A 25,036-nucleotide genomic window follows, 5' to 3' on the forward strand; every position below is an offset into this window, starting at 1 on the left:
CGTCACCGAAAGAAGGTCTTGCCTTCTGAGCGAAGCGGGAGATTATTCCGCCGCCATTTGAAAGCGGAAAACCGCAAGGCGCTCAGAAGGGGACCTCTCCATGACCGATCTCAATCGCCGTCATCTGCTCGCAGGCGCCGCCGCCGTCGGTGCGGCTGCCGTAACCGGCCTCCGGCCGACCATTGCCAATGCCGCAGTGCCGCAAGCCGGGACGCAGGCGCCGGGCTTCTATCGCTACAAGGTCGGCAGCTACGAGTGCACCTCGATCAATGACGGCGCGCGCACGTTCCCGATGCCGGACAAGTTCGTCGTCAACGCGCCGAAGGAGGAAGCGCTGGCCGCAGGCGAGGCTGCCTACATGCCGAAGGGCATGGTCACGGTGCCGTTCAATCCGCAGCTCATCAACACGGGCTCCAAGCTCGTGCTGATCGATACCGGCAACGGCGTTGCCAATCTCGAGCCGAGCAAGGGCGCGGTCGGTCGCACGCTGCAGAACCTCCAGGCCGCCGGCATCGACCCCAAGAGCATCGACGTCGTGCTGCTCTCGCATCTGCATCCTGATCATACCAATGGCATTCGTCTCGCCGACGGCGCGCTCGCTTTCCCGAATGCGGAGATCATGGTGCCGGGCAAGGATTGGGAGTTCTGGACCAGCGAGGACAACGCCGCCAAGGCCGAGTCCAATCCGATGATGAAGAACTACTTCGCCAACGTGAAGAAGACGTTTGCCGGCCTCGAATCCAAGGTGACGAAGTACGATTGGGGCAAGGAGGTCGCGCCCGGCATCACCTCGATCGCGACGCCCGGCCACACGCCGGGTCACACCTCGTTCGCGGTGGCGTCCGGCGATGCCAAGGTGCTGATCCAGTCGGATGTCACCAACATTCCGGAATTCTTCGTTCGCAATCCGGACTGGCATGTCGCGTTCGACACGGATGGCCCGCTGGCACAAGCAACCCGCCACAAATTCTACGACATGGCGGCGGCCGAGAAGGCGACCGTGATCGGCTTCCACTTCACCTTCCCTTCGGTAGGTCATGTCGAGAAGGATGACGCCAAATATCGCCTGATCCCGTCGGCGTGGAACCCGACGATCTGAGCCGGGTTGCAGATTTGTACGAAAGATCAGGCCGCCACTTGGCGGCCTGATTGTTTTGGGCGGCTGTTTCAGAAACTCAGCGTTTCCAAATCGATCTGGTCCATGCACTTGCATCCATCGCGCGAGATGGCTTAAGTGCCGCCCCGGCACTCCCGCTCAAGCTCTGAGGACATTCCATGGCCTACAATATCGTCACGATCGCCGGCAGCCTGCGCAAGGACAGCTTTTCGCTGAAGATCGCCAATGCGCTTGCCAAGCTGGCGCCGGCCTCCCTCAAGCTCGAGGTCATCACGCCGGCTGGCGTCTCGTTCTTCAACCAGGACCTCGAGGGCGCGCCGCCGGCCGACTGGTTGTCTTTCCGCGAAAAGATCCAGAAGTCGGACGGCGTTATCTTCGTCACGCCGGAATACAATCGCGCGATCCCGGGCGTGCTGAAGAACGCGATCGACGTCGCCTCGCGGCCCTATGGCAAGAGCTCGTTCAACGGCAAACCGGTCGGCATCATCTCGAATTCGCCAGGCCCGCTCGGCGGCGTCAGCGCCGCCAAGACGCTCCAGAACATCCTGCCGGGTATTTCCGGCCCGATCATGCAGCAACCGGAAGCCTATTTGAACGCGGTCGGCGACGCCTTCGATGCCGACGGCAATTTGACCAAGGACTCCCTGAAGCCCGTGCTCCAGGCCTATATCGACGCGTTTGCGGTACACGTGGCGAAGCATCACGGCTGAGGCCGCTCGATCCTTGGCATGCCCGGACAGGCCCGGGCATGCCAATTGGCGGTGGGAGTGGCGGCAATTAGCACGCCCTTAACCAACCTGTCCCATCTTCCCAGGATGGTCTCCCGCGCGCGCCTGAAATCGATCCTGACCGGTCTCGCCCTCTATGCGATGGCGGCCGCAATCGTCGGCTATTTCGGCGTCAACGCCTATACCGGCAAATACGGCCTCAACGCCCGCCAGGAGCTCGACCAGGAGATCGTTGCGCTGACCAGCGAGCTGGCGCAGCTCAAGCGCGAGCGTGCCAGGAGCGAGCAGCGCGTTTCGCTGCTGCGCTCTGCGAAGATCGATCCCGACATGCTGGACGAGCGGGCGCGCTTCCAGCTCGACTACGTCAATCCGCGCGATCTCGTCCGGATGATCCCGGCGAACTAACGCACGTCCGCGCTGGCGACGCGCCTTCGCGAGCACGCAGCCTGTTACTGATTCCATCGATCCGGCGCGATCGGGACAAGCGCGAAGCGCGTTGCCGTCGTGCGGATGACGTCAGCATGTCTGCTATCTGGTACTCCACACACCATAGCGTGAGTGACCGGAGCTAATGTTGCCCGATCAGCGCCAAACATTGTGCAATATTTCGACCACGTTGCGGTGCGGCATAACGAAACTTGCGCCGCATCGCCGCGGTGCTTTCCAAGGGCGTTTGAGTTGGGTTAGAGAGGGCTGAAGTTTTCTCTGACCCGGAATTCCCATGGCCGCACCCAAGAAAGCCGCCGCAAGCACTGCACAGGACAAGACCGACGGCGGTTCGCCTCCGGAATTCAGCAGGGAGCAGGAGCTCAAGGCGCTCCGCGACATGCTCCTGATCCGGCGGTTCGAGGAAAAGGCCGGCCAGCTCTACGGCATGGGCGCGATCGGCGGCTTCTGCCATCTCTATATCGGCCAGGAGGCTGTGGTGGTCGGAATGCAGATGGCCCTGAAGCAGGGCGATCAGGTCATCACCGGCTATCGCGATCACGGCCACATGCTCGCCACCGGCATGGAGGCCAACGGCGTCATGGCCGAACTCACGGGCCGCCGCGGCGGCTATTCCAAGGGCAAGGGCGGCTCCATGCACATGTTCAGCAAGGAGAAGCACTTTTACGGCGGTCACGGCATCGTCGGCGCCCAGGTCTCGCTCGGCACCGGGCTTGCTTTCGCCAACAGCTATCGCAGCAACGGCAATGTCAGCGTCGCCTATTTCGGCGATGGCGCGGCCAATCAGGGCCAGGTCTATGAGAGCTTCAACATGGCGGAGCTGTGGAAGCTGCCGGTGATCTATGTCATCGAGAACAACCGCTACGCCATGGGCACTTCGGTCTCGCGCGCCTCGGCGCAGCAGGATTTCTCCAAGCGCGGCGCCTCCTTCAACATTCCCGGCCAGCAGGTCGACGGCATGGACGTCCGTGCCGTCAAGGCCGCCGGCGACGAGGCGGCGGCATGGTGCCGCGCCGGCAAGGGCCCCTTCATTCTGGAGATGCAGACCTACCGCTATCGCGGCCACTCGATGTCCGATCCCGCAAAGTACAGAACGCGCGAGGAGGTCGAGAAAGTCCGCCACGACCAGGATCCGATCGAGCAGGTGCGCAACCGCCTGTTGGCCGCCAAGGTCAGCGAGCAGGATCTGAAGGCGATCGACGCCGAGGTGCGCGACATCGTCAACGCGTCCGCCGATTTCGCCCAGCATGATCCCGAGCCGGATGCCGCCGAGCTCTGGACCGACATTTACCGCTGAACGCGCGCAAGCTTTCTTTTGGAGCCGATATGCCAATTCAAGTGCTGATGCCCGCGTTGTCGCCCACGATGGAGAAGGGCAACCTTTCCAAATGGCTGAAAAAAGAGGGTGAGACGATCAAGTCCGGCGATGTCATCGCCGAGATCGAGACCGATAAAGCGACCATGGAGGTCGAGGCGACCGACGAGGGTACGCTCGGCAAGATCCTGATCCCCGAGGGAACCGCCGACGTTGCCGTGAACACGCCGATCGCGATGATTCTGGCCGATGGCGAGAGTGCCGCCGATCTCGCCAAGGCGCCCGCGCCGGCCCAGCAGCAGAGGGCCGCTGAGTCTGCGCCGCCTGCCGGCGCAAAGGCCGAGGCACCCGCGCCCAAGGCTGCGCCGTCCGCGCCGCAGGCCGTCGCCGAGCCAGATCCCGAAGTGCCCGCCGGTACCGAGATGGTGACGCAGACCATCCGCGAAGCGTTGCGCGACGCCATGGCCGAAGAGATGCGCCGCGACCCCGACGTTTTCGTGATGGGCGAAGAGGTCGCCGAATATCAGGGCGCCTACAAGGTCACCCAGGGCCTGTTGCAGGAATTCGGCGCCAAGCGCGTCATCGACACGCCGATCACCGAGCACGGTTTTGCAGGCGTTGGTGTCGGTGCCGCGATGACCGGCCTGAAGCCGATCGTCGAGTTCATGACCTTCAACTTCGCGATGCAGGCGATGGACCAGATCATCAACTCCGCGGCCAAGACGCTCTACATGTCCGGCGGCCAGATGGGCTGCTCGATTGTGTTCCGCGGGCCCAACGGCGCCGCTGCCCGCGTCGCCGCCCAGCACAGCCAGGATTATGCGTCCTGGTATTCCAATGTCCCGGGCCTCAAGGTCGTCGCGCCGTTCTCGGCCGCTGATTACAAGGGCCTGCTCAAGGCTGCGATCCGCGACCCCAACCCGGTGATCTTTCTCGAGAACGAGATGCTCTACGGGCACACCGGCGAAGTGCCGAAGCTCGACGACTTCGTGATCCCGATCGGCAAGGCGCGCATCGTGCGCTCGGGCAGCCACGTCACGATCATCTCGTGGTCGAACGGCATGAGCTACGCGCTGAAGGCCGCCGACGAGCTCGCCAAGGACGGCATCGAGGCCGAGGTGATCGACCTGCGCACGCTGCGTCCGATGGACACCGAGACCATCATCAATTCCGTCAAGAAGACCGGCCGCGCCGTCACAGTGGAAGAGGGCTGGGCCCAGAGCGGCGTCGGCGCCGAAATCGCCGCGCGCATCATGGAGAACGCCTTCGACTATCTGGATGCGCCGGTTGCCCGCGTCACCGGCAAGGACGTGCCGATGCCCTATGCCGCGAACCTGGAGAAGCTCGCGCTGCCCTCGGCAGCCGAAGTGGTCGAGGCCGCCAAAGCCGTCTGCTACAGGTAGGCCATGGCGGGTCCGAAGGAGCAGCCATTGCCACCCGACGTCCTCGACCGCGACGACGCGGTCGAGATTCTGCGCGTGTTCGTGCTGGACGGCGGGTTGTCGATGGCGTTCCAGCGGGCCTTCGACGAGCCCGACATGTGGGGCCTGCTGCTCGTCGATCTCGCCCGTCACGCCGCGCGCGCCTATGCGCGCGAGAGCGAATACACCGAGGAGGATGCGCTGACCCGGATCATCGAGATGTTCCAGGCCGAGATCGAGCGTCCCACCGACACCGGCACCACGACGCCGCGCGGGAAGGGACACTGACCGTGGCGATCGAATCCTATCATTTCGATTTCATGCTGGAGGCGATCCGCGAGGCGGAAGCCTCGATCGCGCAAGGCGGCCTGCCGATCGGCGCCGTGCTGACCCGCGACAACAAGGTCATCGCCCGCGGCCACAACAACCGCGTGCAGGAAAAGAACGTCATCCTGCACGGCGAGATGAGCTGCCTGCGCCAAGCCGGCGTGATCTCGTTCCACGACACCGTCATGTACACGACGCTGTCGCCGTGCTCGATGTGTGCCGGCGCGCTCGCTCTGTTCAAGGTCCAACTGGTGGTGATCGGGGAATCCGTCACCTTCCCGGGCTCCAAGGACATCCTCGACAAGTTCGGCATCCCCTGGATTGATCTTGCGGACGACCGCTCCATCACCATGATGAAGAATTGGCGTTCCAATCCTGCCAATGAGCGCCTGTGGCAGGGCGACATCGGCAACTAAACCTGGTCTGTTCGTCCTCGCTTCCGGGGACGGCATTTTGAGAAGTTCTTCGTGAGGTCAGCATGCCCATCAACATCCTGATGCCCGCTCTTTCGCCAACGATGGAGAAGGGCAACCTCGCCAAATGGCTGAAGAAGGAAGGCGACAAGGTCAAATCCGGCGACGTCATTGCCGAGATCGAGACCGACAAGGCGACCATGGAGGTCGAGGCCATCGACGAGGGCACGATCGCCAGGATCCTCGTGCCCGAGGGCACGCAGGATGTCCCCGTCAATGACGTGATCGCGGTGCTGGCCGGCGAGGGCGAGGACGTGAAAGCGGCAGGTGCCGCCAAGCCCAGCGCGTCGGCCGCACCTCCGAAAGCTGCCGAAGCACCGGCGCCAGCGCCTGCCGCGCCCAAGTCTGCGCCGCCCAAGGCTGCGCCGCCGCCCGCCGCTACTCCCGCGGCGAAAGCTGCCGCCGCACCGGCTGCGCAGGGCAACGGCCATGGCGGCCGCGTGTTCTCCTCGCCGCTGGCGCGTCGTCTCGCCAAGGACGCCGGCGTCGATGTTGCGATGGTGACCGGCACCGGCCCGCACGGTCGCGTCGTCGCGCGCGACGTCGAGCAGGCCAAGTCCGGCAAGGGCCTCAAGGCACAAGCGGCGACGACGTCCGGCGCGCCCTCGATCGCGCCGACCATGTCGGACAAGCAGATCCTATCGCTGTTCGAACCGGGCTCTTACGAGGTCGTCCCGCATGACGGCATGCGCCGCACGATTGCGCAGCGTCTGACCGCGTCGATCCAGAACGTCCCGCACTTCTACCTCACCATCGACTGCGACATCGGCAAGCTGCTTGCCGCACGCGAGGAGATCAATGCGGCTGCTCCCAAGGACAAGGAGAAGAAGCCGCTCTACAAGATCTCGGTCAACGACTTCGTCATCAAGGCGATGGCGGTCGCGCTCCAGAAAATCCCGAACTGCAATGTGAGCTGGACCGAATCCGGCATGGTCAAGCACCACCATTCCGACGTCGGCGTTGCGGTGGCGATGCCCGGCGGCCTGATCACGCCGATCATCCGCAAGGCCGAGACCAAGACGCTCTCCACCATCTCCAACGAGATGAAGGATTTTGCGACACGCGCCCGCTCGCGCAAGCTGAAGCCCGAGGAGTACCAGGGCGGCACCACGGCTGTCTCCAACCTCGGCATGTTCGGCATCAGCCACTTCACCGCCGTGATCAATCCGCCGCATGCGACCATCCTCGCGGTCGGCACCAGCGAGGAGCGGCCTGTGGTGCGCGGCGGCAAGATCGAGATCGCGAACATGATGAGCGTGACCTTGTCCTGCGATCACCGCGCCATCGACGGCGCGCTCGGCGCCGAGCTGATCGGTGCCTTCAAGCAACTGATCGAAAATCCCGTCATGATGATGGTGTGACGAGAAAATTCGCGTCGTCATTGCGAGCGAAGCGAAGCAATCCAGGGCGTGACCGGCAGACTGGATTGTTTCGTCGCAAGAGCTCCTCGCAATGACGGTCTCGAACATTGAGGCCGGTTGAACGGGAACGAACGCAAAGCATGGCCGATACATCCTTCGACATCATCATCATCGGCTCCGGTCCCGGCGGCTATGTCACCGCGATCCGCGCCGCCCAGCTCGGCTTCAAGGTCGCGATCGTCGAAAAATCCTATCTCGGCGGCATCTGCCTGAACTGGGGCTGCATCCCGACCAAGGCGCTGCTGCGCTCGGCCGAGATTTACCACTACATGCAGCACGCCGGGGATTACGGCCTGTCGGCGGAGAAAGTGTCGTTCGACCCGAAGGCGGTGGTGCAGCGCTCGCGCGGCGTCTCGAAGCGGCTGAACGACGGCGTCGGCTTCCTTATGAAGAAGAACAAGGTGAGCGTGATCTGGGGCGCCGCATCGATCGACGCGCCCGGGAAAGTCACCGTGAAGAAGTCCGACGTCGAGGGCCCGAAGGGTACGCTGGGCGAGGGGACGTATCAGGCCAAGCACATCATCGTCGCGACCGGTGCGCGGCCGCGCGTGCTGCCGGGGCTCGAGCCCGACAAGAAGCTGATCTGGACCTATTTCGAGGCGATGGTGCCCGAGCGGATGCCGAAGTCGCTGCTGGTGGTCGGCTCCGGCGCGATCGGCATCGAGTTCGCCTCGTTCTTCCACACCATGGGCTCCGACGTCACCGTGGTCGAGGTGCTGCCGCAGATCCTGCCCGTCGAGGATGCCGAGATCGCAGGCCTTGCCCGCAAGCGCCTCGAGAAGCAGGGCATCAAGATCATGTCCTCCACCAAGGTCACGAAGCTGGAGAAGAAGGCCGACAGCGTCGTCGCCACCATCGACGACGGCAAGGGCAAGCCTGTCACGACCGAGTTCGAGCGGGTGATCTCGGCAGTCGGCGTCGTCGGCAACATCGAAAATCTCGGTCTGGAAAAGCTCGGCGTCAAAACCGACCGCGGCTGCATCGTGATCGACGGTTACGGCAAGACCAACGTCCCCGGCATCTATGCCATCGGCGACGTCGCGGGGCCTCCGATGCTCGCGCACAAAGCCGAGCATGAAGGCGTGATCTGCGTCGAGGCGATCAAGGGCCTGCACCCGCATCCGATGGACAAGAACCTGATCCCGGGCTGCACCTATTGCCAGCCGCAAGTGGCCTCCGTCGGCCTCACCGAAGCCAAGGCCAAGGAGGGTGGCCGCGAGATCCGCGTCGGCCGCTTCCCCTTCGTCGGTAATGGCAAGGCGATCGCGCTCGGCGAGGACCAGGGCCTGGTCAAGGTGATCTTCGACAAGAAGACCGGCCAGCTCCTCGGCGCCCACATGGTTGGTGCCGAGGTCACCGAGCTGATCCAGGGCTACGTCGTCGCCATGAATCTGGAGACCACGGAAGAAGAGCTGATGCACACGGTATTCCCGCATCCGACGCTGTCGGAGATGATGAAGGAAGCCGTGCTGGATGCCTATGGCAGGGTGTTGAATATCTGACTGCCGCCAAAGAGACCGTTCGCAAAATAAGAAGGAAACCAGCCCATGCAGGACAACGACAACCTCACCATCGAGCGCCCGAGCTTCGTCACCCATCTCGAATGCGCGATGGAAGGCGATCATTACGCCGCCGATCAGGTCCACAATCTCTCCAAGGCCGGCAAGCCGCTGCTCGTGCGTTACGACCTCGCGGGCGTGAAGAAGGCGCTGACCAAGGACGCGCTCGCCCAGCGCCCCGCCGACATGTGGCGCTACCGCGAGCTGCTGCCGGTGCGCAAATGCAAGGACATCGTCTCGCTCGGCGAGGTCACGACGCCGCTGATCCGGCTGCCCAAGCTCGGCGCCAAGCTCGGCGGCGGGGAGATCATCGTCAAGGACGAGGGGCGGCTGCCGACCGGCTCGTTCAAGGCGCGCGGCCTGGTCATGGCAGTGTCGATGGGCAAGGCGCTGGGCATCAAGCACATGGCGATGCCGACCAACGGCAATGCCGGCGCGGCGCTCGCGGCCTATGCGACCTCCTGCGGCATCAAGACCACGATCTTCTGCCCGGCCGATACGCCGGAGGTGAATGTGAGCGAGATCGAGCTTCAGGGCGCGACCGTCTACCGCGTCAACGGCTATATCGACGATTGCGGCAAGATCGTCGGCGAGGGCAAGGCGAAAGTCGGCTGGTTCGACACCTCGACCTTGAAGGAGCCGTACCGCATCGAAGGCAAGAAGACGATGGGCCTCGAGCTCGCCGAGCAGCTCGGCTGGGACGTGCCCGACGTGATCTTCTATCCGACCGGCGGCGGCACCGGCCTGATCGGCATGTGGAAGGCGTTCGACGAGCTCGAGAAGATCGGCTTCATCGATAGCAAGCGCCCGCGCATGGTCGCAGTGCAGGCGTCGGGCTGTGCGCCGATGGTGCGCGCCTACGAGGCCGGTACCGAGCATGCGACGCGCTGGGAGGATGCTCACACCATCGCTTCGGGCATCCGCGTGCCGCAGGCGATCGGCGACTTCCTGATCCTGCGCGCGGTGCGCGCGAGCAAGGGTTTTGCGATCGCGGTCGACGACGACAAGATCTCGTCGGCGCTGAACGAGGTCGCGCGCGAGGAGGGGCTGCTATTGTGCCCCGAAGGCGCCGCGACCTACGCCGCCTACAAGGAGAGCCTCGCCGACGGCCGTGTCAGCAAGACCGACCGCGTGATGCTGTTCAACTGCGCTACCGGCCTGAAATACCCGCTGCCGAAGGTCGACCGCACGCTCGATCGCCACAAGCCGATCGACTATTCGCAGTTCTAGCGCGTCATTTCGTCTCTTTGCGAACGATCCCTCTTCCCGTACGCGGGAAGAGACAAAAAAATAACAATGTCATCGCTGGGAGAACACAATGAAGGCCGCTTGGGCTGCGCTGGTTGCTATTCTCGCTGTTGGAGGCGCCGCGCGCGCCGACGATTATCCTTCACGTCCCATCACCATCATCGTTCCCTTCGCCGCCGGCGGGCCGTCGGATGCGATGGCACGGGTGCTTGCCGAGCGGATGCGAACTTCGCTCGGCCAGGCCCTGGTGATCGAGAACGTCACCGGCGCCGGCGGGTCGATCGGCGTCGGCCGCGCCGTGCAATCGCCGCCGGACGGCTACACGATCTCCTTCGGCCATCTCGGCACCCACGTCGCCAACGGCGCCGTCTACAAGCTCAACTACGATCTCGTCACTGACCTCGAACCCGTGGTGCTGCTGCCGAGCAACCCGATGATCGTCGTCAGCAAGAACGCGGTGCCCGCGACCTCGCTGAAAGAGCTGATTGAATGGCTGAAGTCGCGGCCGTCGCCGGCAACCGCGGGCACGGCCGGCGCGGGGTCCGGCAGTCACATCGCCGGGGTCTATTTCGAGAGCGTCTCCGGTATCAAGCTGCAATACGTGCCGTATCGCGGCACCGCGCCCGCCCTGAACGATCTCATCGCCGGCCAGATCGACGTCATCGTCGACCAGACCTCCAACTCCATCAACCAGGTCCGCGCCGGCACCATTCGCGCCTACGCCATCACCGACGACAAGCGCCTGTCGTCGGCACCCGACATCCCGACCACGGCGGAGGCCGGGCTGAAGGGTTTTAGCATGACGCTGTGGTCCGGCCTGTGGGTGCCGAAGGGTACGCCGAAGGCAATCGTCACCAAGCTCAATGCCGCAGCCGTGGAAGCGCTGAACGATCCCGCCGTGAAGAAGCAGCTGGAAAGTCAGGGCCTGGAGATGACGCCGCAGGATCAGCTCACGCCCGAAGCACTTGGCGCGCGTCAGAAAGCCGAGATCGCGAAATGGTGGCCGATCATCAAGGCCGCGAACATCAAGGTGGATTGAGGGGCGGTGTCTGCGTTCCGAGCGCAACACCCACAGACCTCATCCTGAGGAGGCATCGCGGCCGTCTCGAAGGATGCGCCGCAACCGAGAGCGGGGTCTTCACCCTTCGAGACGCCTGCTTCGCAGGCTCCTCAGGATGAGGGGATAGAGCGGATGCAAACGGATTTCACTCCGTTCCCGTAAATCCCACCGGCGTCGCCACGGCCGCCGCATCCTTGGTCACCACGCGCTGATCGCTCTTGCCGGCGACCATGCCGCTGCCCTCGAACCGGGCGCGATAGACCAGCACGTTTTCAATCACGCGCTGGACGTAGTTGCGCGTCTCCGACAGCGGGATGCGCTCGACCCAGTCGACCGGATCGACCTTGGGATCGCGGGGATCACCGCGTGCCTGCACCCATTCGCGCACGCGGCCACGGCCGGCATTGTAGCCGGCGAAGGTCATGATCTGGTTGCCGCGGTATTCCGAGAGAAGTGCGCTGAGCTCGGCCGCCCCCATCTGCGTGTTGTAGACGGGATCGGAGACCATCTTGTCCCAGTCATAGGTCACGCCGAACCGCTTGGCGGTATCGCGGCCGGCTTCCGGCGTCACCTGCATCAGCCCGACTGCGTTGGCCGCCGACTTGTCGCGCTGGTCGAACGAGCTTTCGGTGCGCGCCACCGAATAGATCACGCTGGTCTCGATCGCAGGCGCCACCTGCTTGTGCTCGGGAATGCCGATGGTGGGGAAGGCGTAGTGGTCGAGCGCAAGCCCGCGCGCCAGCGCTGATTTGCCGACCTCCAGCATGACCCGCGCGTCTTTGTGCCGGCCGGCGAGCTCGCCGAGCGCTTCGAGCGCCGCGACGTCGGTGCTCTCCTTGGCGAAATCCTCGGCGTAGTAATACACCATGTCGCGCTCATTGACGCCGTAGAGCATGTCGGCGGCGCGCACGCGTTCGTCCGTGGGCGGTGTATCAGCCGCGGCCAGCACGGGCGAGGGCGCGCGCAGCTCGATCCGGTCAAGGCCGAGTTTGGCGCGGGCGAGCTGTCCGTAATAGGCGGTCGGATAGCGCGCCGCCGTCTGATAGCTCAGGCGCGCATCGGCCGTTGCGTTCATCGCCTCGGCGGCGCGGCCGCGCCAATAGTTGGCCCGCGACAGCGCGATCGGATTGGCCGAACCTTCGTCGATCGCGGCGAAATGCATCATCGCCGCCCTGGGATCGTCGAGATAGCGCAGCGCGATCCAGCCGCACATGAAGTGATAGTCGACGCGATAGACTTCCATCGCGGGGACGGCCGCCGAGCGCACCACGTCATAGGCGGTTTTGAACTTGCCTTGGTCGAGCAGCTTTCGCGCAAGCAGGCGGCGCTCGCGCCACCAGGCGTCGGTGTCCTGAGCCGCCATCGTATCGGGCGCGGCGGCCAGGATCACCTCGGCGGCGTCGTCGATGCGGTCGTTCTGGAGATGCCATTGCGCGCGGCACAGCACATAGCCGAGATCGCGGCGCGCCTCGGCCGGAACGTCCTCGAGATAGTCCTTGGCCTTGGTGACCTTGCCGGTGACGGCGGCGCAGGCCTTGACGATCGCGAGCGCATCCTCGCCGAGCCGCTTGGCGGCGCGCCGCGCTCCTGCGTAGTCCTTGGCGCCGAGACGCTTGTCCATGCGGGCGCGATGGTCCTCAGCGGTCAGGAGATCGCGGAACGCTTCGTAGGAATCCTCTTCGCTGCGCTCGGACAATTCATCCGTGCGCCAGGCCTCACGCACCAGACGTGCGGCCCTGTCGCTGTCGCCCTCCGTCACCAGCACGCGGGCGAGCGCGAACTTGCCCTTGGCGCTGGTCGGCCGGTCCATCGTGAATTTGTGCACCGTCGCCGCGTCGGCCTTCTCCTGCCACAGCCGGGCCTCGGCACGGCGGCGGAGCAGGGCGCTGCTCGGCCAGGCCGGATTGGCGGCCAGGAAGGCGGCGTAGCGCTTGAAATTCGCGGTGCTCTCGGAATGGCGCAGCATGAACCAGTCGGCGAGTTTCTGTCCGGCGGGGTCAATGATGCGGTCGCGCGCCGCGCTCGCATCGTCGGTCTTGCCCTTTCGCGCGAGGTCGATGGCGTCCTTCAACGCGGCGAGATCGCCGGTCAGCGGCGGGACTGCCTGCTTGTCCGAGGGCTCGTCGTCGGACTTCTTGGACTTGCGCTTGGCCTCGGCATGCTTGCCGTGCCGCGCTTTGCCGGCGGAGGCATGGCGCTGCTTGCCGGCTTTCGCTTCATGCGTCTTCTTCGGCGCGGACGATTTGTGACTGCTCTTCGCTGCCAGCTCATTAGGAATGAAGGCCAAAGCGGCCACGGCAACGACACACGCGAGCGAGCGTAGGCACTGGTTCATTCGATGGTCCCCCCGCGAAACCACTACAAACCAAGGTCCGCGACGACATGCGGCTTGAGAATCAAGGACGACACCAAAACGATGCCACCACATCGTTTCGCATTCCTCACGCTCGTTCAACAATGCGGCAAAATACGGATCGGGAACGCGGGAACTTCCGAAACGCCGGAAAAGGCCGCATTTTTAACCTTCTCGGGGTTCGCGTGACGGTTGCGCACAGCTCACGGCGTCGCGAATGGCCAGATTGCGCGTGTTCCCCCGTCAAATCCGGTGTACTGAGTTCCCTCAAGCCATCCTTTCAGCCTTTGCTCCGTACCCATGCCACTTTTCAACCAGTCGATCCGGCGCAAGATCGTCGGCATCGCCCTCGGATTGATCGTCCTGATGCTGGTCACCTCGATCCTGTCGATGGTGATGTCGAGCCAGGTCGGTGTCCTGCTCAACGAGCTGACCGATCGCTACATCCCGGCCTATGGCCATCTGGCACGCGCCAACATCCGCTCGCTGGAACGGGCACTGGCATTGCGGCGCATGGTCATGACCAAGATGCAGTCGCCGTCGGACGAAGAGGCCTATGCGGCGCGCCTTCGCGACTTCGAGGAAACCGACCGCAGGATCGAGGAGGAGGCCGAAAGCGCGCGCAAGCTCATCAACGCGATTATCGACGATCCCAGAACGGCCTCCGATAATGCCGCGCTGGCGCGGATCGAGACCCGCATCGAGACCGCCGTCGCCGAGCTGCGCCGTGACCTGAACGAGGACCACGCAAAACTCCTTAAGCAGGTCGATGGCAAACAGATGACGGAAGCGCGCGGCACGCTGGAACATCTCGATCTGTTGCGCGATCAGTTCAATCAGCAGATCGATGCGATCCGCGCCGACATGCTGAAGCAGGTATTTGCCAGCACATCGCAGGTGATCGGTCGTCAGCGTCAGGCGATGATCATTTCGGGCATCGTGACCTTGCTCGCGGCGATCGTCGGATTCGCTTTTGCGCTGCTGGTCAGTAGCGGCATCACGCGTCCGGTGCGGCTGTTGCTGGCTGGCACCCGCGAGGTCGAGGCGGGCCGGTTCGACAAGACCATCACTGTCTCGACCCAGGACGAGATCGGCGAGCTCGCCGCCGCCTTCAACCGCATGATCGAGCAGTTGCGGCACAACGAGCGCATCCGCGAGACCTTTGGCCGCTACATCGATCCCAAGGTGGTGCAGGGCCTGATCGACCGGCCGGAAGTCGCCATCGACGGCCAGCGCCGGGTCATGACCATCATGTTCTGCGACATGAGCGGCTTCACCTCGATGAGCGAAGGCATGACCCCGCGCGGCCTGGTCAAGGTGATGAACCACTATTTCACGGTGATGTCCGGCCCGATCAGGAGCAACCGCGGCATCATCGACAAATATATCGGCGACGCCATCATGGCCTATTGGGGCCCACCTTTCATCGAGGAGGACGAGCCGGCGCTGCTCGCAGGCCTTGCTGCCATCGACATGGTCGATCAGGTGCCGGCGCTGCAGCAGCAATTGCCGGATCTGCTCGGCATCCGCGCCATGCCCGGGCTTTGCGATCTGCGCATCGGCATCGCCACCGGCGAAGTCCTGACCGGCAGCATCGGCTCCGAGCTGATGATGAGCTTTACCGTGATGGGCGATGCCGTGAACCTTGCCTCGCGCTTGGAGGCCGTCAACAAGACCTATGGCACCCGCATCCTGATCTCGCAGGCGACGGCGGATGCGATCGGCTCGCATCTCGAGCTGCGCGAGGTCGATCGTCTTGCAGTCGCCGGCCAGAGCGCGCCGCAATCGGTCTTCGAGGTGATGGGCCGCGCAGGCGCGCTCACTGCCGCGCATGAGAGCCTGCGTTCGCACTACGCCGAAGGCCTCGCCGCCTATCGCGCCCGGCGCTTCGACGAGGCGCGTGCCGCCTTCAACGCGGCGCTCGAAGCCGTCCCCGGCGATGGCCCCGCGCGCGCTCTGCTCGCCCGCCTGACGCAGTTCGAGGTCAATCCGCCGGACGAGAGCTGGAACGGCGCCTGGCGGCTGCAGCAGAAATAGCCGGCCGCGGGAAAAATTGTTTCTACTCGATAACGATGTTCGCCGTGACCTATTTCCCGGGCTTAGGTTTGATGTCCTTGAGGCGTTTGATGGGGATACGCCGATGACTGAACTTGAGGACAGGCTGGAGCGGTTCGAGACGCTCACCGCGGAATGCGAGTTGATCGCCAAGCTCGCCACCGACCGCACCAAGCGGGAATTTTATCTGAAGCTTTCGGAGCAGTATCGCCAGTTGGCGCTGGATATGCGTCAGGCGATCGCGACCAAGGCTGCGGCCTGACGCCGGCTGCAATCCGTTCTTAACACTTGGCGCGCATCCTACATGTCGATGCGGGGACGCTTGCTGTGCTTCTCCGCTGTGGGAATGCCGGGGCACGTTGCGATGCAGCGCGCCTTGTAAACATTGTTTTGTCGTGCCTCACAGGGCGATCCCATGCGGCTCCTTGCGATGATGATCCTTGCGCTCATGACGGCAGCCTGCAATCAGGAGCAGGACATCACCGGCTCGACCCCGGTCTGCGCAATGCGGAACTACACCTCCTACAATTCCCGCGACATGAACCAGTGCGTTGCCGCCTGCAAGGCGTGCGACCACGGCAACACGGTCACTTGCAGCACCTCTTGCACCCTCAAGGGTGCGCGCTGAGCTGCTCGGCTTCCTGGATTTAAGAGGCCGCCGTGACCTTGAAGGTGTTTTGGCACCGGAACGATTCACTTGGGTCCCGCGACGTCACCGCGGCCTGGGCTCAGGCCCAGCGCCCAAGAGGACGGGCGTAGCCCGCCCGTTTAGGGACAAGAGGCGAGGACAAGAGGGCGAGCGTAGCTCGCCGTTCGGCCTTCCTCATCAGGAAGTTGGGAATTGCAGCGGGAGGAGGATCCAACCAGTGCAAATGTGCTAGGATCGCCGCCAGGAGTTCATTCATGGCCGATCAGTTCCTGCCGCCCCACGCAGACCGTTTCCGCCTTCACCCGGTCGCGCCGCGACTTGCGCCGATGTTCGGCTTCGCGCTGCTGACCGTGTCATGCGCGCTTGCTAGCTTTGCGTTCGCCTGCGCCACGCCGTTTGCGGCTTTTGCGGTTGTCGCCGCCGCGATGCTGCCGCTGGGTCCGGCGCTGCTCGTCGTTACCGGCGCGTGGCTGGTGAACCAGACCATCGGTTTCGGCGTGCTGCACTACCCCGTTGACGCCAGCACCATCGCCTGGGGCTTTGTCATCGGCGCGGCCGCGCTTCTATCGACCGCCGGGGCGTCGGCCGTGCTTCGCATGCTGCCGCAAGGCCGCACGCCGCTGATGCTGGCGATCGCGCTCGTGGTCGCCTACGTGGCCTACGAGTTCACGCTGTTTGCCGCGACGCCGTTCCTCGGCGGAGAGGGCGCTTTCACCTCTGTCATCGTCACGCGCATTGGGTTGACCAGCGCCGTCTGGCTCGCCGGCCTCGTTGCCGCCTGTGAGATCCTCCGCCTGGTCGATCCGTTCGGCCGTGCGACGCGGAACGCCTAAGCGCCGCGTCCTCGCCAAAGCCGTCGGCATTTCTGTCCCTGCGATCCGCTACTACGAGAGCATCGGTCTTCTGACGGCGCCGGCGCGGCAAGGAGGCCAGCGCATCTACGGCAGCGACGACCTCAGGGCGCTCAGTCTCGTCAGGCATTGCCGCGAGCTCGACTTCTCGATCGACGAGACGCGCGACATCCTCGCATCGGTTCAGCGGCGGCTGCCCTGTAGCGACACCAAGGCTTTTGCGGAGAAGCACCTCGGGTCGATCAGGAAGAGAATTGCGGAGCTGCGCGCGCTGGAGATGACGTTAGCTGCGCTGGTCAGCGGCTGCGAGGCGACGTGCTGCGGGAGTGCCGCGCCGGATTGCGTGATCCCGCAGCCGGGATGCGGGGTCTTGTAACCCGATGGAGCGAAAGCGCAATCCGGGGCCGCTCGCCCGTCATCGGGCACTTGCCGGATCACGCTTGCGCTCCACCGGACCTTGCTGTTTCGCCCCTCTGTCAAGCCGGCGCATCTAAAAAATTCCACTTTACCGAAATTCGGAATTGACGTATGTGTCGTCCATCCCGGCTCACCCTTGAGGGGCGACCATGTGTCGTGATGGTCGTAGAGCCGGGCTTGCGGTGGACGCGACAGCGTCGGGTGCGAGAGGCGTGGGCAGGGCGGATTGCTCTTCGTGAGCCCAGAACTTCGTGCCGACGAGCGGCGCTGTCAGGTTCGTCTCGCCAGTATTCTTCCGGCAATGTCGACAACGCCGGGAGATAATGCGGTGAGCAGCGAGCCGTGCGTACGGCAAAACCGTGTGGTCCTGGCCGTCGTTGCTACGGTCAAGCCTTTGCGGATGCGGCATTCGCGTCAACCGGCGCGGCGTCGCGACTTTCGTGAAGACGAGGGAGGCCAAAAGGAACTCGGCTCCCGGGAGAGCACGGCATACGCCGTAAAGCCACTGCGCAGGGAAGGCCGAGTGATTTGGCTACACCTGTATGCTGCTGTGCGGTTTCCTTGCGCTACATCTTCGCGCAGCGGACCGCGGGTGCCAGCCGGCACCCGGCCTTCCCTGCGCCCTCCTGGACAAGAGGGTGGAGAGATCAAGCAAAGCTCGGGCGAATTGCGCCGCGAGGCTGCGAAGGTGTGACTGGAAGGCAAAGATGAATGCGAAGAAGAACCGCTCTCGTGCCCCGGACGCCGCGCAGCGCCTTGCGTTGCGCTGCAGAGCCGGGGCCCATGCTGCAGAGAATTCGCAGCTTCTGGGTCCCGGCTCTGCGCCGCAACGCTAAGAGGCGTTGCAGCTTGTCCGGGACACGAGAGTGAGCACCGACGATGCCCCTTGCTCCGTCATCGCGAGCGCAGCGACTTGTCCGCCGAAGCTTTAGCGAAGGCGGAAGCAATCCAGAATCTCTCCGCGGAAAGATTCTGATCTCCTACCCAGGATGCGGCGCAGCGCTTCCGGGACACGTGAGTGGTGATGAAGGCGCCGACTCACCCCAGCTGCGCGCCGTCATCTTGCCGAAGTGAGCGCGCGCGCCACCGCCGCAAAATCTGAGGTTGTGGCTTACCTTTCCAGCGAGGGTATCACTGTAGGCTTTTTCCGTGTCCTTCGGGTGACGATTGTGCCGTCCATGCAACACTCATCCCGGATCTAACCCTCATCTCTGTCCGTTCGCATCAACGCCGCTTTTTGGCCACACCTGGACTTGAATAAAATCGCTCTAATGTTTTAGCGGCAGCGGTGGTCCTGAAAGGCGACGGGAAATCCCAAGGTCGATTCAAATCTTGGCTCTGATTTTTCGGGTCTGAAAGGGTTGGCCGGGGAAACTGGTTTGCGATGGACGCAAAGACCGACATCAAGCAGAGGCTGCCGAGCCGTCACGTGACGGAAGGCCCTGCGCGCGCGCCCCATCGCTCCTACCTCTACGCCATGGGTCTCACCACCGAGCAGATCCATCAGCCGTTCGTCGGCGTCGCCTCGTGCTGGAATGAGGCCGCGCCCTGCAACATCTCCCTGATGCGCCAGGCGCAGGCGGTGAAGAAGGGCGTCGCATCCGCAGGCGGCACGCCGCGCGAGTTCTGCACCATCACCGTGACCGACGGCATCGCCATGGGCCATGACGGCATGCGCTCCTCGCTGCCGTCCCGCGAATGCATCGCCGATTCCGTCGAGCTGACGATCCGCGGCCACGCCTATGACGCTCTCGTTGGCCTCGCCGGCTGCGACAAGTCGTTGCCGGGCATGATGATGGCGATGGTCCGCCTCAACGTGCCCTCGATCTTCATCTACGGCGGCTCGATCCTGCCCGGCAATTTCCGGGGCCAGCAGGTCACCGTGCAGGACATGTTCGAAGCCGTCGGCAAGCACTCGGTCGGAGCGATGTCGGACGAGGATCTCGACGAGATCGAGCGCGTGGCGTGCCCCTCGGCGGGTGCCTGCGGCGCGCAGTTCACCGCCAACACGATGGCGACCGTCTCCGAGGCGATCGGCCTGGCGCTGCCGTACTCGGCTGGTGCTCCGGCACCGTATGAAATTCGCGACGCCTTCTGCATGACCGCGGGCGAGCAGGTCATGGCCTTGATCGCTCAAAACATCCGGCCGCGCGACATCGTCACCCGCAAGGCGCTGGAGAATGCGGCCGCCGTGGTCGCCGCGTCCGGTGGCTCGACCAATGCTGCATTGCACCTGCCGGCGATCGCGCACGAGTGCGGCATCAAGTTCGACCTGTTCGACGTCGCCGAAATCTTCAAAAAGACACCATATGTCGCTGATTTGAAGCCAGGCGGCCGTTATGTCGCCAAAGACATGTTTGAAGTAGGTGGCATACCGCTTCTGATGAAGACGCTGCTCGACAACGGATTTCTCCACGGTGACTGCATTACGGTTACCGGTCGAACGATCGCCGAAAATCTCAAAAGCGTGAAATGGAATCCGCACCAGGACGTGGTGCACCCGGCAGATAAGCCCATCACCGTCACCGGCGGTGTGGTCGGTCTGAAGGGCAATTTGGCGCCAGAAGGTGCGATCGTGAAAGTCGCGGGAATGTCCAACCTCAGGTTTACCGGTCCGGCCAGGTGCTTCGACCGTGAGGAGGATGCTTTCGGGGCCGTCCAGAAGCGTACCTACCGCGAAGGCGAAGTCATCGTGATCCGCTACGAGGGGCCGAAGGGCGGTCCCGGCATGCGGGAAATGCTCCAGACCACCGCGGCGCTGACCGGCCAGGGCATGGGCGGCAAGATCGCGCTCATCACCGACGGCCGCTTTTCCGGCGCCACCCGCGGCTTCTGCATCGGCCATGTCGGGCCTGAAGCCGCCATCGGCGGCCCGATCGGGCTGCTCGAGGACGGCGACATCATCGAGATCGACGCGGTCGCCGGGACACTTGACGTAAAATTGAGCGACCAGGAGCTTGCCCAGCGCAAGACCAAATGGAGCGCTCGCGCGACTAACCACACGACGGGCGCGCTCTGGAAATATGCTCAGCAGGTTGGACCGGCGGTCGGGGGGGCAGTGACCCATCCGGGCGGCGCGCACGAGAAACAGTGCTATGCGGACATCTAGGCGTATCATAGTTGCGTTTGTGTTTGGGGCTACCGCGCTAGGCGCGCCGGCGCTCGCCTTCGACGGCGCGCCCGTCAGCCCGAAGGATGCGACCATCCCGGTGGTGACGACCTTGCCGGGCGCAGCGGGCAAGGTGCGCAATGTGCCGCCGGCGGTCGCGACCCAGGAAACCTCGCTCAGCGCCCTGCAATATGCCGCCGAGGGTGGCCACCCCATCGCGCAGTGGAGGCTCGGCCGCATGTACGCCAATGGCGACGGCGTTGCCCAGGACGATGTGCGCGCGTTCGAGTATTTCAGCCGCATCGCCAACGCACATGCCGAGGACAGCCCCTCGGCGCCGCAGGCGCAGATTGTCGCCAACGCCTTTGTCGCGCTCGGTCGCTATTATCTGAGCGGCATCCCGAATTCGAAGGTCAAGCCGGACCAGGAGCGCGCGCGGGAGATGTTCTCCTATGCCGCGTCCTATTTCGGCAACGCGGATGCGCAATACGACCTCGCCCGCCTGTACCTGAAGACACCGGACGCCTCGCGCGAGGATTTCCGCTACGGCGCGCGCTGGCTTGGGCTCGCCGCGCAGAAGGGCCAGCACGAGGCCCAGGCGCTGCTCGGTCAGATGCTGTTCAACGGCGACCGCCTGCCGCGGCAGGCCGCGCGGGGCCTGATGTGGCTGACGCTGGCGCGTGACAGCGCAGGTAGCGACGAGACCTGGATCAAGGAAAACTACAACCGCGCCTTCGCAAAATCGTCCGACGACGACCGCGCCATGTGCCTGCAAATGCTGGAGCAGTGGGTGCAGGGCCGCCGGGAGTGATTGGTTGAGGCGGCCTCACGCCGCCTCGAGATCCAGATCCGCCCACACCGGCACGTGGTCCGACGGCTTCTCCCAGCTGCGCACATAGCTGTCGATGCCGACATTGGCGAGCCGGTCGCTGGCCTGTGGCGACAGCAGCAGATGGTCGATCCGCAGGCCATGGTTCTTCTGCCAGGCGCCGGCCTGGTAGTCCCAGAAGGTGTAGAGCCCGGGCTCGTCAGTGACCGCCCGCAGCGCATCGGTCAGGCCGAGGCCGAGCAGGGACTGAAAACTCTCCCGCGTCTCAGGCTTGAACAGGGCGTCCTCGGTCCAGGCGGCGGGGTTATGGACGTCGCGGACATGCGGGATGACGTTGAAGTCGCCTGCGAGGACCAGTGGCTCCTCGGACTTGAGGCGCTCCTTCGAATACTCAAGAAGCCGCGACATCCATTTGAGCTTGTAGGGATATTTCTCGGTCCCGACCGGATTGCCATTGGGCAGATAGAGGCAGGCGACGCGCAGCACCCCACGCTTCAGAGTGACCACGCCTTCGAGGAAGCGGGCGTGCGCATCCTCGTCGTCGCCGGTCAGCCCTGACTTGGTCTCGTCGAACCGGAGCTTCGAGAGCAGGGCGACACCGTTGAACGTCTTCTGCCCATGGGTGACCACGTTGTAGCCGAGCGCCTCGATCTCCAGCCGCGGGAAGGCCTCGTCGACGCATTTGATCTCCTGGAGGCAGACGATGTCCGGCTGGCACTCCTTCAGCCAGGTCAGGAGGAGGTCGATCCGCTGCCGGACCGAGTTCACGTTCCAGGTGGCAATTCTGATGGGCATGTCGGCGGGCTCCGGGCAGGGGCCATGGTTAGAACAAACTGCAAACGCGCCCGTCAAGGCGCCCGCAAAATCTCCCACAAAATTAACCCGGCTTAAGCCGGGCCTGGGCCATTGATACTGAAAAGGTTTTTCGAATGGGATGGCCGGACAAATCCATGAAGCGAACCGAGCCGCGCGACGGCCTGATCGGCGCGTTCCTGTACTGGCTCGGCGGCTTCGAGATCGAGGACGGCCTGACTGCCGATCTCAGCGAGCGCGAGCTGCGCCGCATCCGCGCCAAGCAGATCGACGCGGTGACCCGGCTGATCCCGATGACGATGGCCGTCACCATGCTCAATGTTGCGGTCGTGCTGGTGCTGTTCTGGGGCCGGGGCTGGAACGATTTCCTCGCAATCTGGGGCATGACCCTCGCCGCCACCGCCTCGCTCGCGGTGCGCGCGTGGCGGCGTTCGCATCGGAACCCGCCGCAAGAGGCTACCGCGCGCGCCGCGCGGCAGATGCTGCGGCAGGCATTTTTCCTGGCCGTGATCTGGGGCACGCTGCCGCTCGCCCTCTTCAGCCGCATCGAGCCGACCAGCCAGCTCGTCCTGGCCTGCCTGATGGTCGGCATGATGTCCGGCGGCGCCTTCACGCTCTCGACCTTCCCGCGCGCCGGCCTCGTCTATCTCGCGACGACAACGATCGCCTGCGCCGGCGCACTGCTGTTGTGCGGCACCGGGCCTTACCTGGTGACGGCGGTGTTCCTGCTGCTGTTCGCGTTCTTCATGGCGCGCAACATCGTCTCACAAGGCAATCTGTTTCTCGGCAATCTCAAGGCCCAGCTCGAGCTCGAGCGCCAGACCGAGATCATTTCGCTGCTGCTGAAGGATTTTCAGGAGAACGCCAGCGACTGGCTGTGGCAGACCGATGCCGAAGGGCATCTGGTCGACGTGCCCGAGCGCTTCGCCGCCGTCGCGCAGCTGCCGCTGCAGCTGCTGAAGGGCTCGCATTTCGCCGACGTGCTCGACATGCTGTGCCCGGAGGACAAAAGCGCGGCCTACAACGTCGTCGGACTGATGGAGCACGCCGAACCGCTGCACGAGATGAACCTCAAGGTCGTTGCCGGCGGCGAGGCGCGGCTGTGGTCGCTTACTGCGAATCCAGCCCACGACCGCGACGGCCAATTCCTCGGCTATCGCGGCTTCGGCCGCGACGTGACCGAGCGCTGGCGCGCGGAAAAGGCCGAGGCCGAGAGCCGCGCCAAATCGGATTTCCTGGCGGTGATGAGCCATGAGATCCGCACGCCCATGAATGGTGTGCTCGGGCTCGCCAGCATGTTGCTGGAGACGAAGCTCGATCCGGAGCAGCACGAGGCGGTCACGTCGATCCGCGAATCCGGCGACAATCTCCAGCGCATCCTCAACGACATCCTCGATCTGTCCAAGCTCGAGGCCGGACGCTTCGCGTTCGAGGCGATCGACTTCGCGCCGCAGGCGCTGGTCGAGACAGTCGCGACCGTCGTGCGCGCGAGCGCCAAGAGCAAGGGGCTCACGGTCAAGGTCGAGCTTGATCCGAACCTGCCGCCGACGTTGCGCGGCGACGTCGCGCGCATCAGGCAGGTGCTGCTCAACCTCGCTTCAAACGCGGTGAAATTCACCGACCAAGGCGAAGTCACGATCGCAGCAGTCTGTCAGGCGCGCCGCGATCTGCTCGCCACTGTCGAATGGAGCGTGACCGACAGCGGCATCGGCATCGCCCCCGGAAAGCTCGGCCAGCTCTTCTCTGACTTTGCGCAGGCCGATGCCTCGATCAGCCGCCGCTTCGGCGGCACCGGGCTGGGCCTGGCGATCTCCCGGCGCATCATCGAGCAGATGGGCGGCACCATCGGCGTCACCTCGACGCCGGGTGAGGGCTCGACCTTCCGCTTCACGCTGGTGCTGCCCTGGAGCGAGGCGCAGGCATCCGACCACCATTCAGACCGCGACGAAGCCGACGATCTGAAGGCGCGTATCGCCGAGCTCGACCGGCCGTTGAAGGTGCTGGTCGCGGAGGACGATGCCGTCAACCGTATGGTCGTCAGCAAGATGCTCGGCGCCTTCGACGTCGAGCTGCGCGTCGTGGCCGACGGCGTCGAGGCCGTCGAGACGGTTGCCGAGAGCAACTATGATGTCGTGCTGATGGACGTGCGCATGCCCGAGATGGACGGCCTTGCTGCGACGCGTGCGATCCGCGCACAGGGCGGGCGCTTCGAAGCCCTGCCGATCGTCGCGCTGACCGCCAACGCCTTCGCCGAAGACGTCAAGATCTGCCGCGAGGCGGGCATGTCCGACTTCCTGGCAAAACCGTTGCGCAAGCCCGCGCTGGTCGCGGCACTGCTGCGCGCGCTGGACGGCCAATTGGTGTCGGAGGACGCACCGCTTCAGCCGGAGCAGATGCCGGTCGAGGCGGACTGGACGGACGAGGAAAGGCAGATCACCGGCGCATAGCCGGCGACGTCAGATCGAGAAGCTGGTCCCGCAGCCGCAGGACGCGGTGGCGTTCGGATTGTTGACGCGGAACGAGGCGCCGATCAGATCGTCGACGAAATCGACCTGCGAGCCCGCCAGGAACGGCTGCGAGGCGGAATCGACCAGCACCACCGCATTGTCCTGCTCGATCACGAGATCGTCGTCGGTGCGGGCACGGTCAATGTCGAACTTGTACTGGAAGCCGGAGCAGCCGCCGCCCTCGACCGAGATCCGCAGCATCGCGCCAGACCCTTCGCCCTTGAGGATCTCCCCAATCCGGCGTGCGGCCTTGTCACTGATGGTCACGTCAGTCGTCATCGTTCGTCTCCGATAGTCCCGCGGTCACACCAAAGGCACCTGAAGGAAGGGCACTTGA

The 25,036-nt window shown here is 64.3% G+C and carries 22 protein-coding genes; 19 read left to right on the plus strand and 3 right to left on the minus strand.

The window, feature by feature from the left end; translation table 11 throughout:
- Positions 1-100: 100 nt before the first annotated feature.
- The 11 genes from IVB27_RS30545 to IVB27_RS30595 all read left to right on the plus strand — a co-directional run bounded on the left by IVB27_RS30545 (position 101) and on the right by IVB27_RS30595 (position 11,095).
- A complete protein-coding gene (locus IVB27_RS30545; RefSeq protein WP_247446587.1) occupies positions 101-1,099 on the plus strand; it encodes an MBL fold metallo-hydrolase in 999 nt (332 codons plus the stop codon).
- 176 nt (positions 1,100-1,275) lie between these two features.
- Positions 1,276-1,827 (plus strand): NADPH-dependent FMN reductase, encoded by a 552-nt coding sequence (locus IVB27_RS30550; RefSeq protein WP_247446588.1) that lies wholly within the window; start codon positions 1,276-1,278, stop codon positions 1,825-1,827.
- 105 nt (positions 1,828-1,932) lie between these two features.
- The gene (locus IVB27_RS30555) at positions 1,933-2,250 is read left to right on the plus strand and encodes an FtsB family cell division protein (RefSeq protein ID WP_247349469.1); all 318 of its coding nucleotides are present in this window, start codon (positions 1,933-1,935) and stop codon (positions 2,248-2,250) included.
- A 316-nt stretch (positions 2,251-2,566) separates the two neighbouring features.
- On the plus strand, positions 2,567-3,589 hold the full coding sequence (pdhA, locus tag IVB27_RS30560; protein WP_247349192.1) for a pyruvate dehydrogenase (acetyl-transferring) E1 component subunit alpha: 1,023 nt from the start codon (positions 2,567-2,569) through the stop codon (positions 3,587-3,589).
- A 29-nt stretch (positions 3,590-3,618) separates the two neighbouring features.
- Positions 3,619-5,010 (plus strand): pyruvate dehydrogenase complex E1 component subunit beta, encoded by a 1,392-nt coding sequence (locus IVB27_RS30565; RefSeq protein ID WP_247446589.1) that lies wholly within the window; start codon positions 3,619-3,621, stop codon positions 5,008-5,010.
- A gap of 3 nt (positions 5,011-5,013) precedes the next feature.
- Positions 5,014-5,316, plus strand: a complete 303-nt coding sequence (locus IVB27_RS30570) for a DUF5076 domain-containing protein (protein WP_247349190.1) — start codon at positions 5,014-5,016, stop codon at positions 5,314-5,316.
- A gap of 2 nt (positions 5,317-5,318) precedes the next feature.
- Positions 5,319-5,771: a nucleoside deaminase gene (locus tag IVB27_RS30575; RefSeq protein ID WP_247446590.1), complete on the plus strand. Its 453-nt coding sequence runs from the start codon at positions 5,319-5,321 to the stop codon at positions 5,769-5,771.
- A gap of 62 nt (positions 5,772-5,833) precedes the next feature.
- Positions 5,834-7,189 (plus strand): pyruvate dehydrogenase complex dihydrolipoamide acetyltransferase, encoded by a 1,356-nt coding sequence (locus tag IVB27_RS30580; RefSeq protein ID WP_247446591.1) that lies wholly within the window; start codon positions 5,834-5,836, stop codon positions 7,187-7,189.
- A gap of 140 nt (positions 7,190-7,329) precedes the next feature.
- Positions 7,330-8,751, plus strand: coding sequence for a dihydrolipoyl dehydrogenase (gene lpdA, locus IVB27_RS30585; RefSeq protein ID WP_247446592.1), 1,422 nt, complete (start codon positions 7,330-7,332; stop codon positions 8,749-8,751).
- 45 nt (positions 8,752-8,796) lie between these two features.
- Positions 8,797-10,038 (plus strand): threonine synthase, encoded by a 1,242-nt coding sequence (locus IVB27_RS30590; protein WP_247446593.1) that lies wholly within the window; start codon positions 8,797-8,799, stop codon positions 10,036-10,038.
- 88 nt (positions 10,039-10,126) lie between these two features.
- Positions 10,127-11,095 (plus strand): tripartite tricarboxylate transporter substrate binding protein BugD, encoded by a 969-nt coding sequence (locus IVB27_RS30595; protein ID WP_247349185.1) that lies wholly within the window; start codon positions 10,127-10,129, stop codon positions 11,093-11,095.
- 166 nt (positions 11,096-11,261) lie between these two features.
- Here the strand turns inward: IVB27_RS30595 and IVB27_RS30600 are convergent, their stop codons facing one another.
- The gene (locus IVB27_RS30600; protein ID WP_247446594.1) at positions 11,262-13,451 is read right to left on the minus strand and encodes a lytic transglycosylase domain-containing protein; all 2,190 of its coding nucleotides are present in this window, start codon (positions 13,449-13,451) and stop codon (positions 11,262-11,264) included.
- 318 nt (positions 13,452-13,769) lie between these two features.
- Here IVB27_RS30600 and IVB27_RS30605 point away from each other — a divergent pair, with 318 nt between their 5' ends.
- The 7 genes from IVB27_RS30605 to IVB27_RS30635 all read left to right on the plus strand — a co-directional run bounded on the left by IVB27_RS30605 (position 13,770) and on the right by IVB27_RS30635 (position 21,361).
- A complete protein-coding gene (locus tag IVB27_RS30605) occupies positions 13,770-15,506 on the plus strand; it encodes an adenylate/guanylate cyclase domain-containing protein (RefSeq protein WP_247446595.1) in 1,737 nt (578 codons plus the stop codon).
- Between the two features lie 103 nt (positions 15,507-15,609).
- Positions 15,610-15,786, plus strand: coding sequence for a hypothetical protein (locus IVB27_RS30610; RefSeq protein WP_247349180.1), 177 nt, complete (start codon positions 15,610-15,612; stop codon positions 15,784-15,786).
- Between the two features lie 153 nt (positions 15,787-15,939).
- Positions 15,940-16,152, plus strand: a complete 213-nt coding sequence (locus IVB27_RS30615) for a hypothetical protein (RefSeq protein WP_247446596.1) — start codon at positions 15,940-15,942, stop codon at positions 16,150-16,152.
- Between the two features lie 275 nt (positions 16,153-16,427).
- Positions 16,428-17,006, plus strand: a complete 579-nt coding sequence (locus IVB27_RS30620; protein WP_247446597.1) for a hypothetical protein — start codon at positions 16,428-16,430, stop codon at positions 17,004-17,006.
- A complete protein-coding gene (locus IVB27_RS30625) occupies positions 16,987-17,400 on the plus strand; it encodes a MerR family DNA-binding protein (RefSeq protein ID WP_247446598.1) in 414 nt (137 codons plus the stop codon). Before IVB27_RS30620 ends, IVB27_RS30625 begins: the two co-directional genes overlap by 20 nt.
- Before the next feature lie 1,425 nt (positions 17,401-18,825).
- Entirely contained in the window at positions 18,826-20,550 is a 1,725-nt protein-coding gene (gene ilvD, locus IVB27_RS30630; RefSeq protein ID WP_247446599.1) for a dihydroxy-acid dehydratase, read from the plus strand.
- A complete protein-coding gene (locus IVB27_RS30635; RefSeq protein WP_247446600.1) occupies positions 20,537-21,361 on the plus strand; it encodes a tetratricopeptide repeat protein in 825 nt (274 codons plus the stop codon). Before ilvD ends, IVB27_RS30635 begins: the two co-directional genes overlap by 14 nt.
- Positions 21,362-21,376: 15 nt before the next feature.
- On the opposite strand, the gene xth is transcribed toward IVB27_RS30635, so the two are convergent.
- Positions 21,377-22,174 (minus strand): exodeoxyribonuclease III, encoded by a 798-nt coding sequence (xth, locus tag IVB27_RS30640; RefSeq protein WP_247446601.1) that lies wholly within the window; start codon positions 22,172-22,174, stop codon positions 21,377-21,379.
- A 134-nt stretch (positions 22,175-22,308) separates the two neighbouring features.
- Between xth and IVB27_RS30645 the strand changes: the two genes are divergently transcribed.
- A complete protein-coding gene (locus tag IVB27_RS30645; protein WP_247446602.1) occupies positions 22,309-24,639 on the plus strand; it encodes a hybrid sensor histidine kinase/response regulator in 2,331 nt (776 codons plus the stop codon).
- 9 nt (positions 24,640-24,648) lie between these two features.
- Here IVB27_RS30645 and erpA read toward each other — a convergent pair whose 3' ends face one another.
- A complete protein-coding gene (gene erpA / locus IVB27_RS30650; RefSeq protein WP_007610737.1) occupies positions 24,649-24,978 on the minus strand; it encodes an iron-sulfur cluster insertion protein ErpA in 330 nt (109 codons plus the stop codon).
- Between the last annotated feature and the right edge of the window lie 58 nt (positions 24,979-25,036).

The organism is Bradyrhizobium sp. 197, assembly GCF_023073375.1.
GTDB lineage: Bacteria > Pseudomonadota > Alphaproteobacteria > Rhizobiales > Xanthobacteraceae > Bradyrhizobium.

Coding starts and splice junctions, on each gene's coding strand:
- IVB27_RS30545 (WP_247446587.1), top strand. CDS start 101: ATGACCGATCTCAATCGCCGTCATCTGCTCGCAGGCGCCGCCGCCGTC.
- IVB27_RS30550 (WP_247446588.1), top strand. CDS start 1,276: ATGGCCTACAATATCGTCACGATCGCCGGCAGCCTGCGCAAGGACAGC.
- IVB27_RS30555 (WP_247349469.1), top strand. CDS start 1,933: ATGGTCTCCCGCGCGCGCCTGAAATCGATCCTGACCGGTCTCGCCCTC.
- pdhA (WP_247349192.1), top strand. CDS start 2,567: ATGGCCGCACCCAAGAAAGCCGCCGCAAGCACTGCACAGGACAAGACC.
- IVB27_RS30565 (WP_247446589.1), top strand. CDS start 3,619: ATGCCAATTCAAGTGCTGATGCCCGCGTTGTCGCCCACGATGGAGAAG.
- IVB27_RS30570 (WP_247349190.1), top strand. CDS start 5,014: ATGGCGGGTCCGAAGGAGCAGCCATTGCCACCCGACGTCCTCGACCGC.
- IVB27_RS30580 (WP_247446591.1), top strand. CDS start 5,834: ATGCCCATCAACATCCTGATGCCCGCTCTTTCGCCAACGATGGAGAAG.
- lpdA (WP_247446592.1), top strand. CDS start 7,330: ATGGCCGATACATCCTTCGACATCATCATCATCGGCTCCGGTCCCGGC.
- IVB27_RS30590 (WP_247446593.1), top strand. CDS start 8,797: ATGCAGGACAACGACAACCTCACCATCGAGCGCCCGAGCTTCGTCACC.
- IVB27_RS30595 (WP_247349185.1), top strand. CDS start 10,127: ATGAAGGCCGCTTGGGCTGCGCTGGTTGCTATTCTCGCTGTTGGAGGC.
- IVB27_RS30600 (WP_247446594.1), bottom strand. CDS start 13,451: ATGAACCAGTGCCTACGCTCGCTCGCGTGTGTCGTTGCCGTGGCCGCT.
- IVB27_RS30605 (WP_247446595.1), top strand. CDS start 13,770: ATGCCACTTTTCAACCAGTCGATCCGGCGCAAGATCGTCGGCATCGCC.
- IVB27_RS30610 (WP_247349180.1), top strand. CDS start 15,610: ATGACTGAACTTGAGGACAGGCTGGAGCGGTTCGAGACGCTCACCGCG.
- IVB27_RS30615 (WP_247446596.1), top strand. CDS start 15,940: ATGCGGCTCCTTGCGATGATGATCCTTGCGCTCATGACGGCAGCCTGC.
- IVB27_RS30620 (WP_247446597.1), top strand. CDS start 16,428: ATGGCCGATCAGTTCCTGCCGCCCCACGCAGACCGTTTCCGCCTTCAC.
- ilvD (WP_247446599.1), top strand. CDS start 18,826: ATGGACGCAAAGACCGACATCAAGCAGAGGCTGCCGAGCCGTCACGTG.
- IVB27_RS30635 (WP_247446600.1), top strand. CDS start 20,537: ATGCGGACATCTAGGCGTATCATAGTTGCGTTTGTGTTTGGGGCTACC.
- xth (WP_247446601.1), bottom strand. CDS start 22,174: ATGCCCATCAGAATTGCCACCTGGAACGTGAACTCGGTCCGGCAGCGG.
- IVB27_RS30645 (WP_247446602.1), top strand. CDS start 22,309: ATGGGATGGCCGGACAAATCCATGAAGCGAACCGAGCCGCGCGACGGC.
- erpA (WP_007610737.1), bottom strand. CDS start 24,978: ATGACGACTGACGTGACCATCAGTGACAAGGCCGCACGCCGGATTGGG.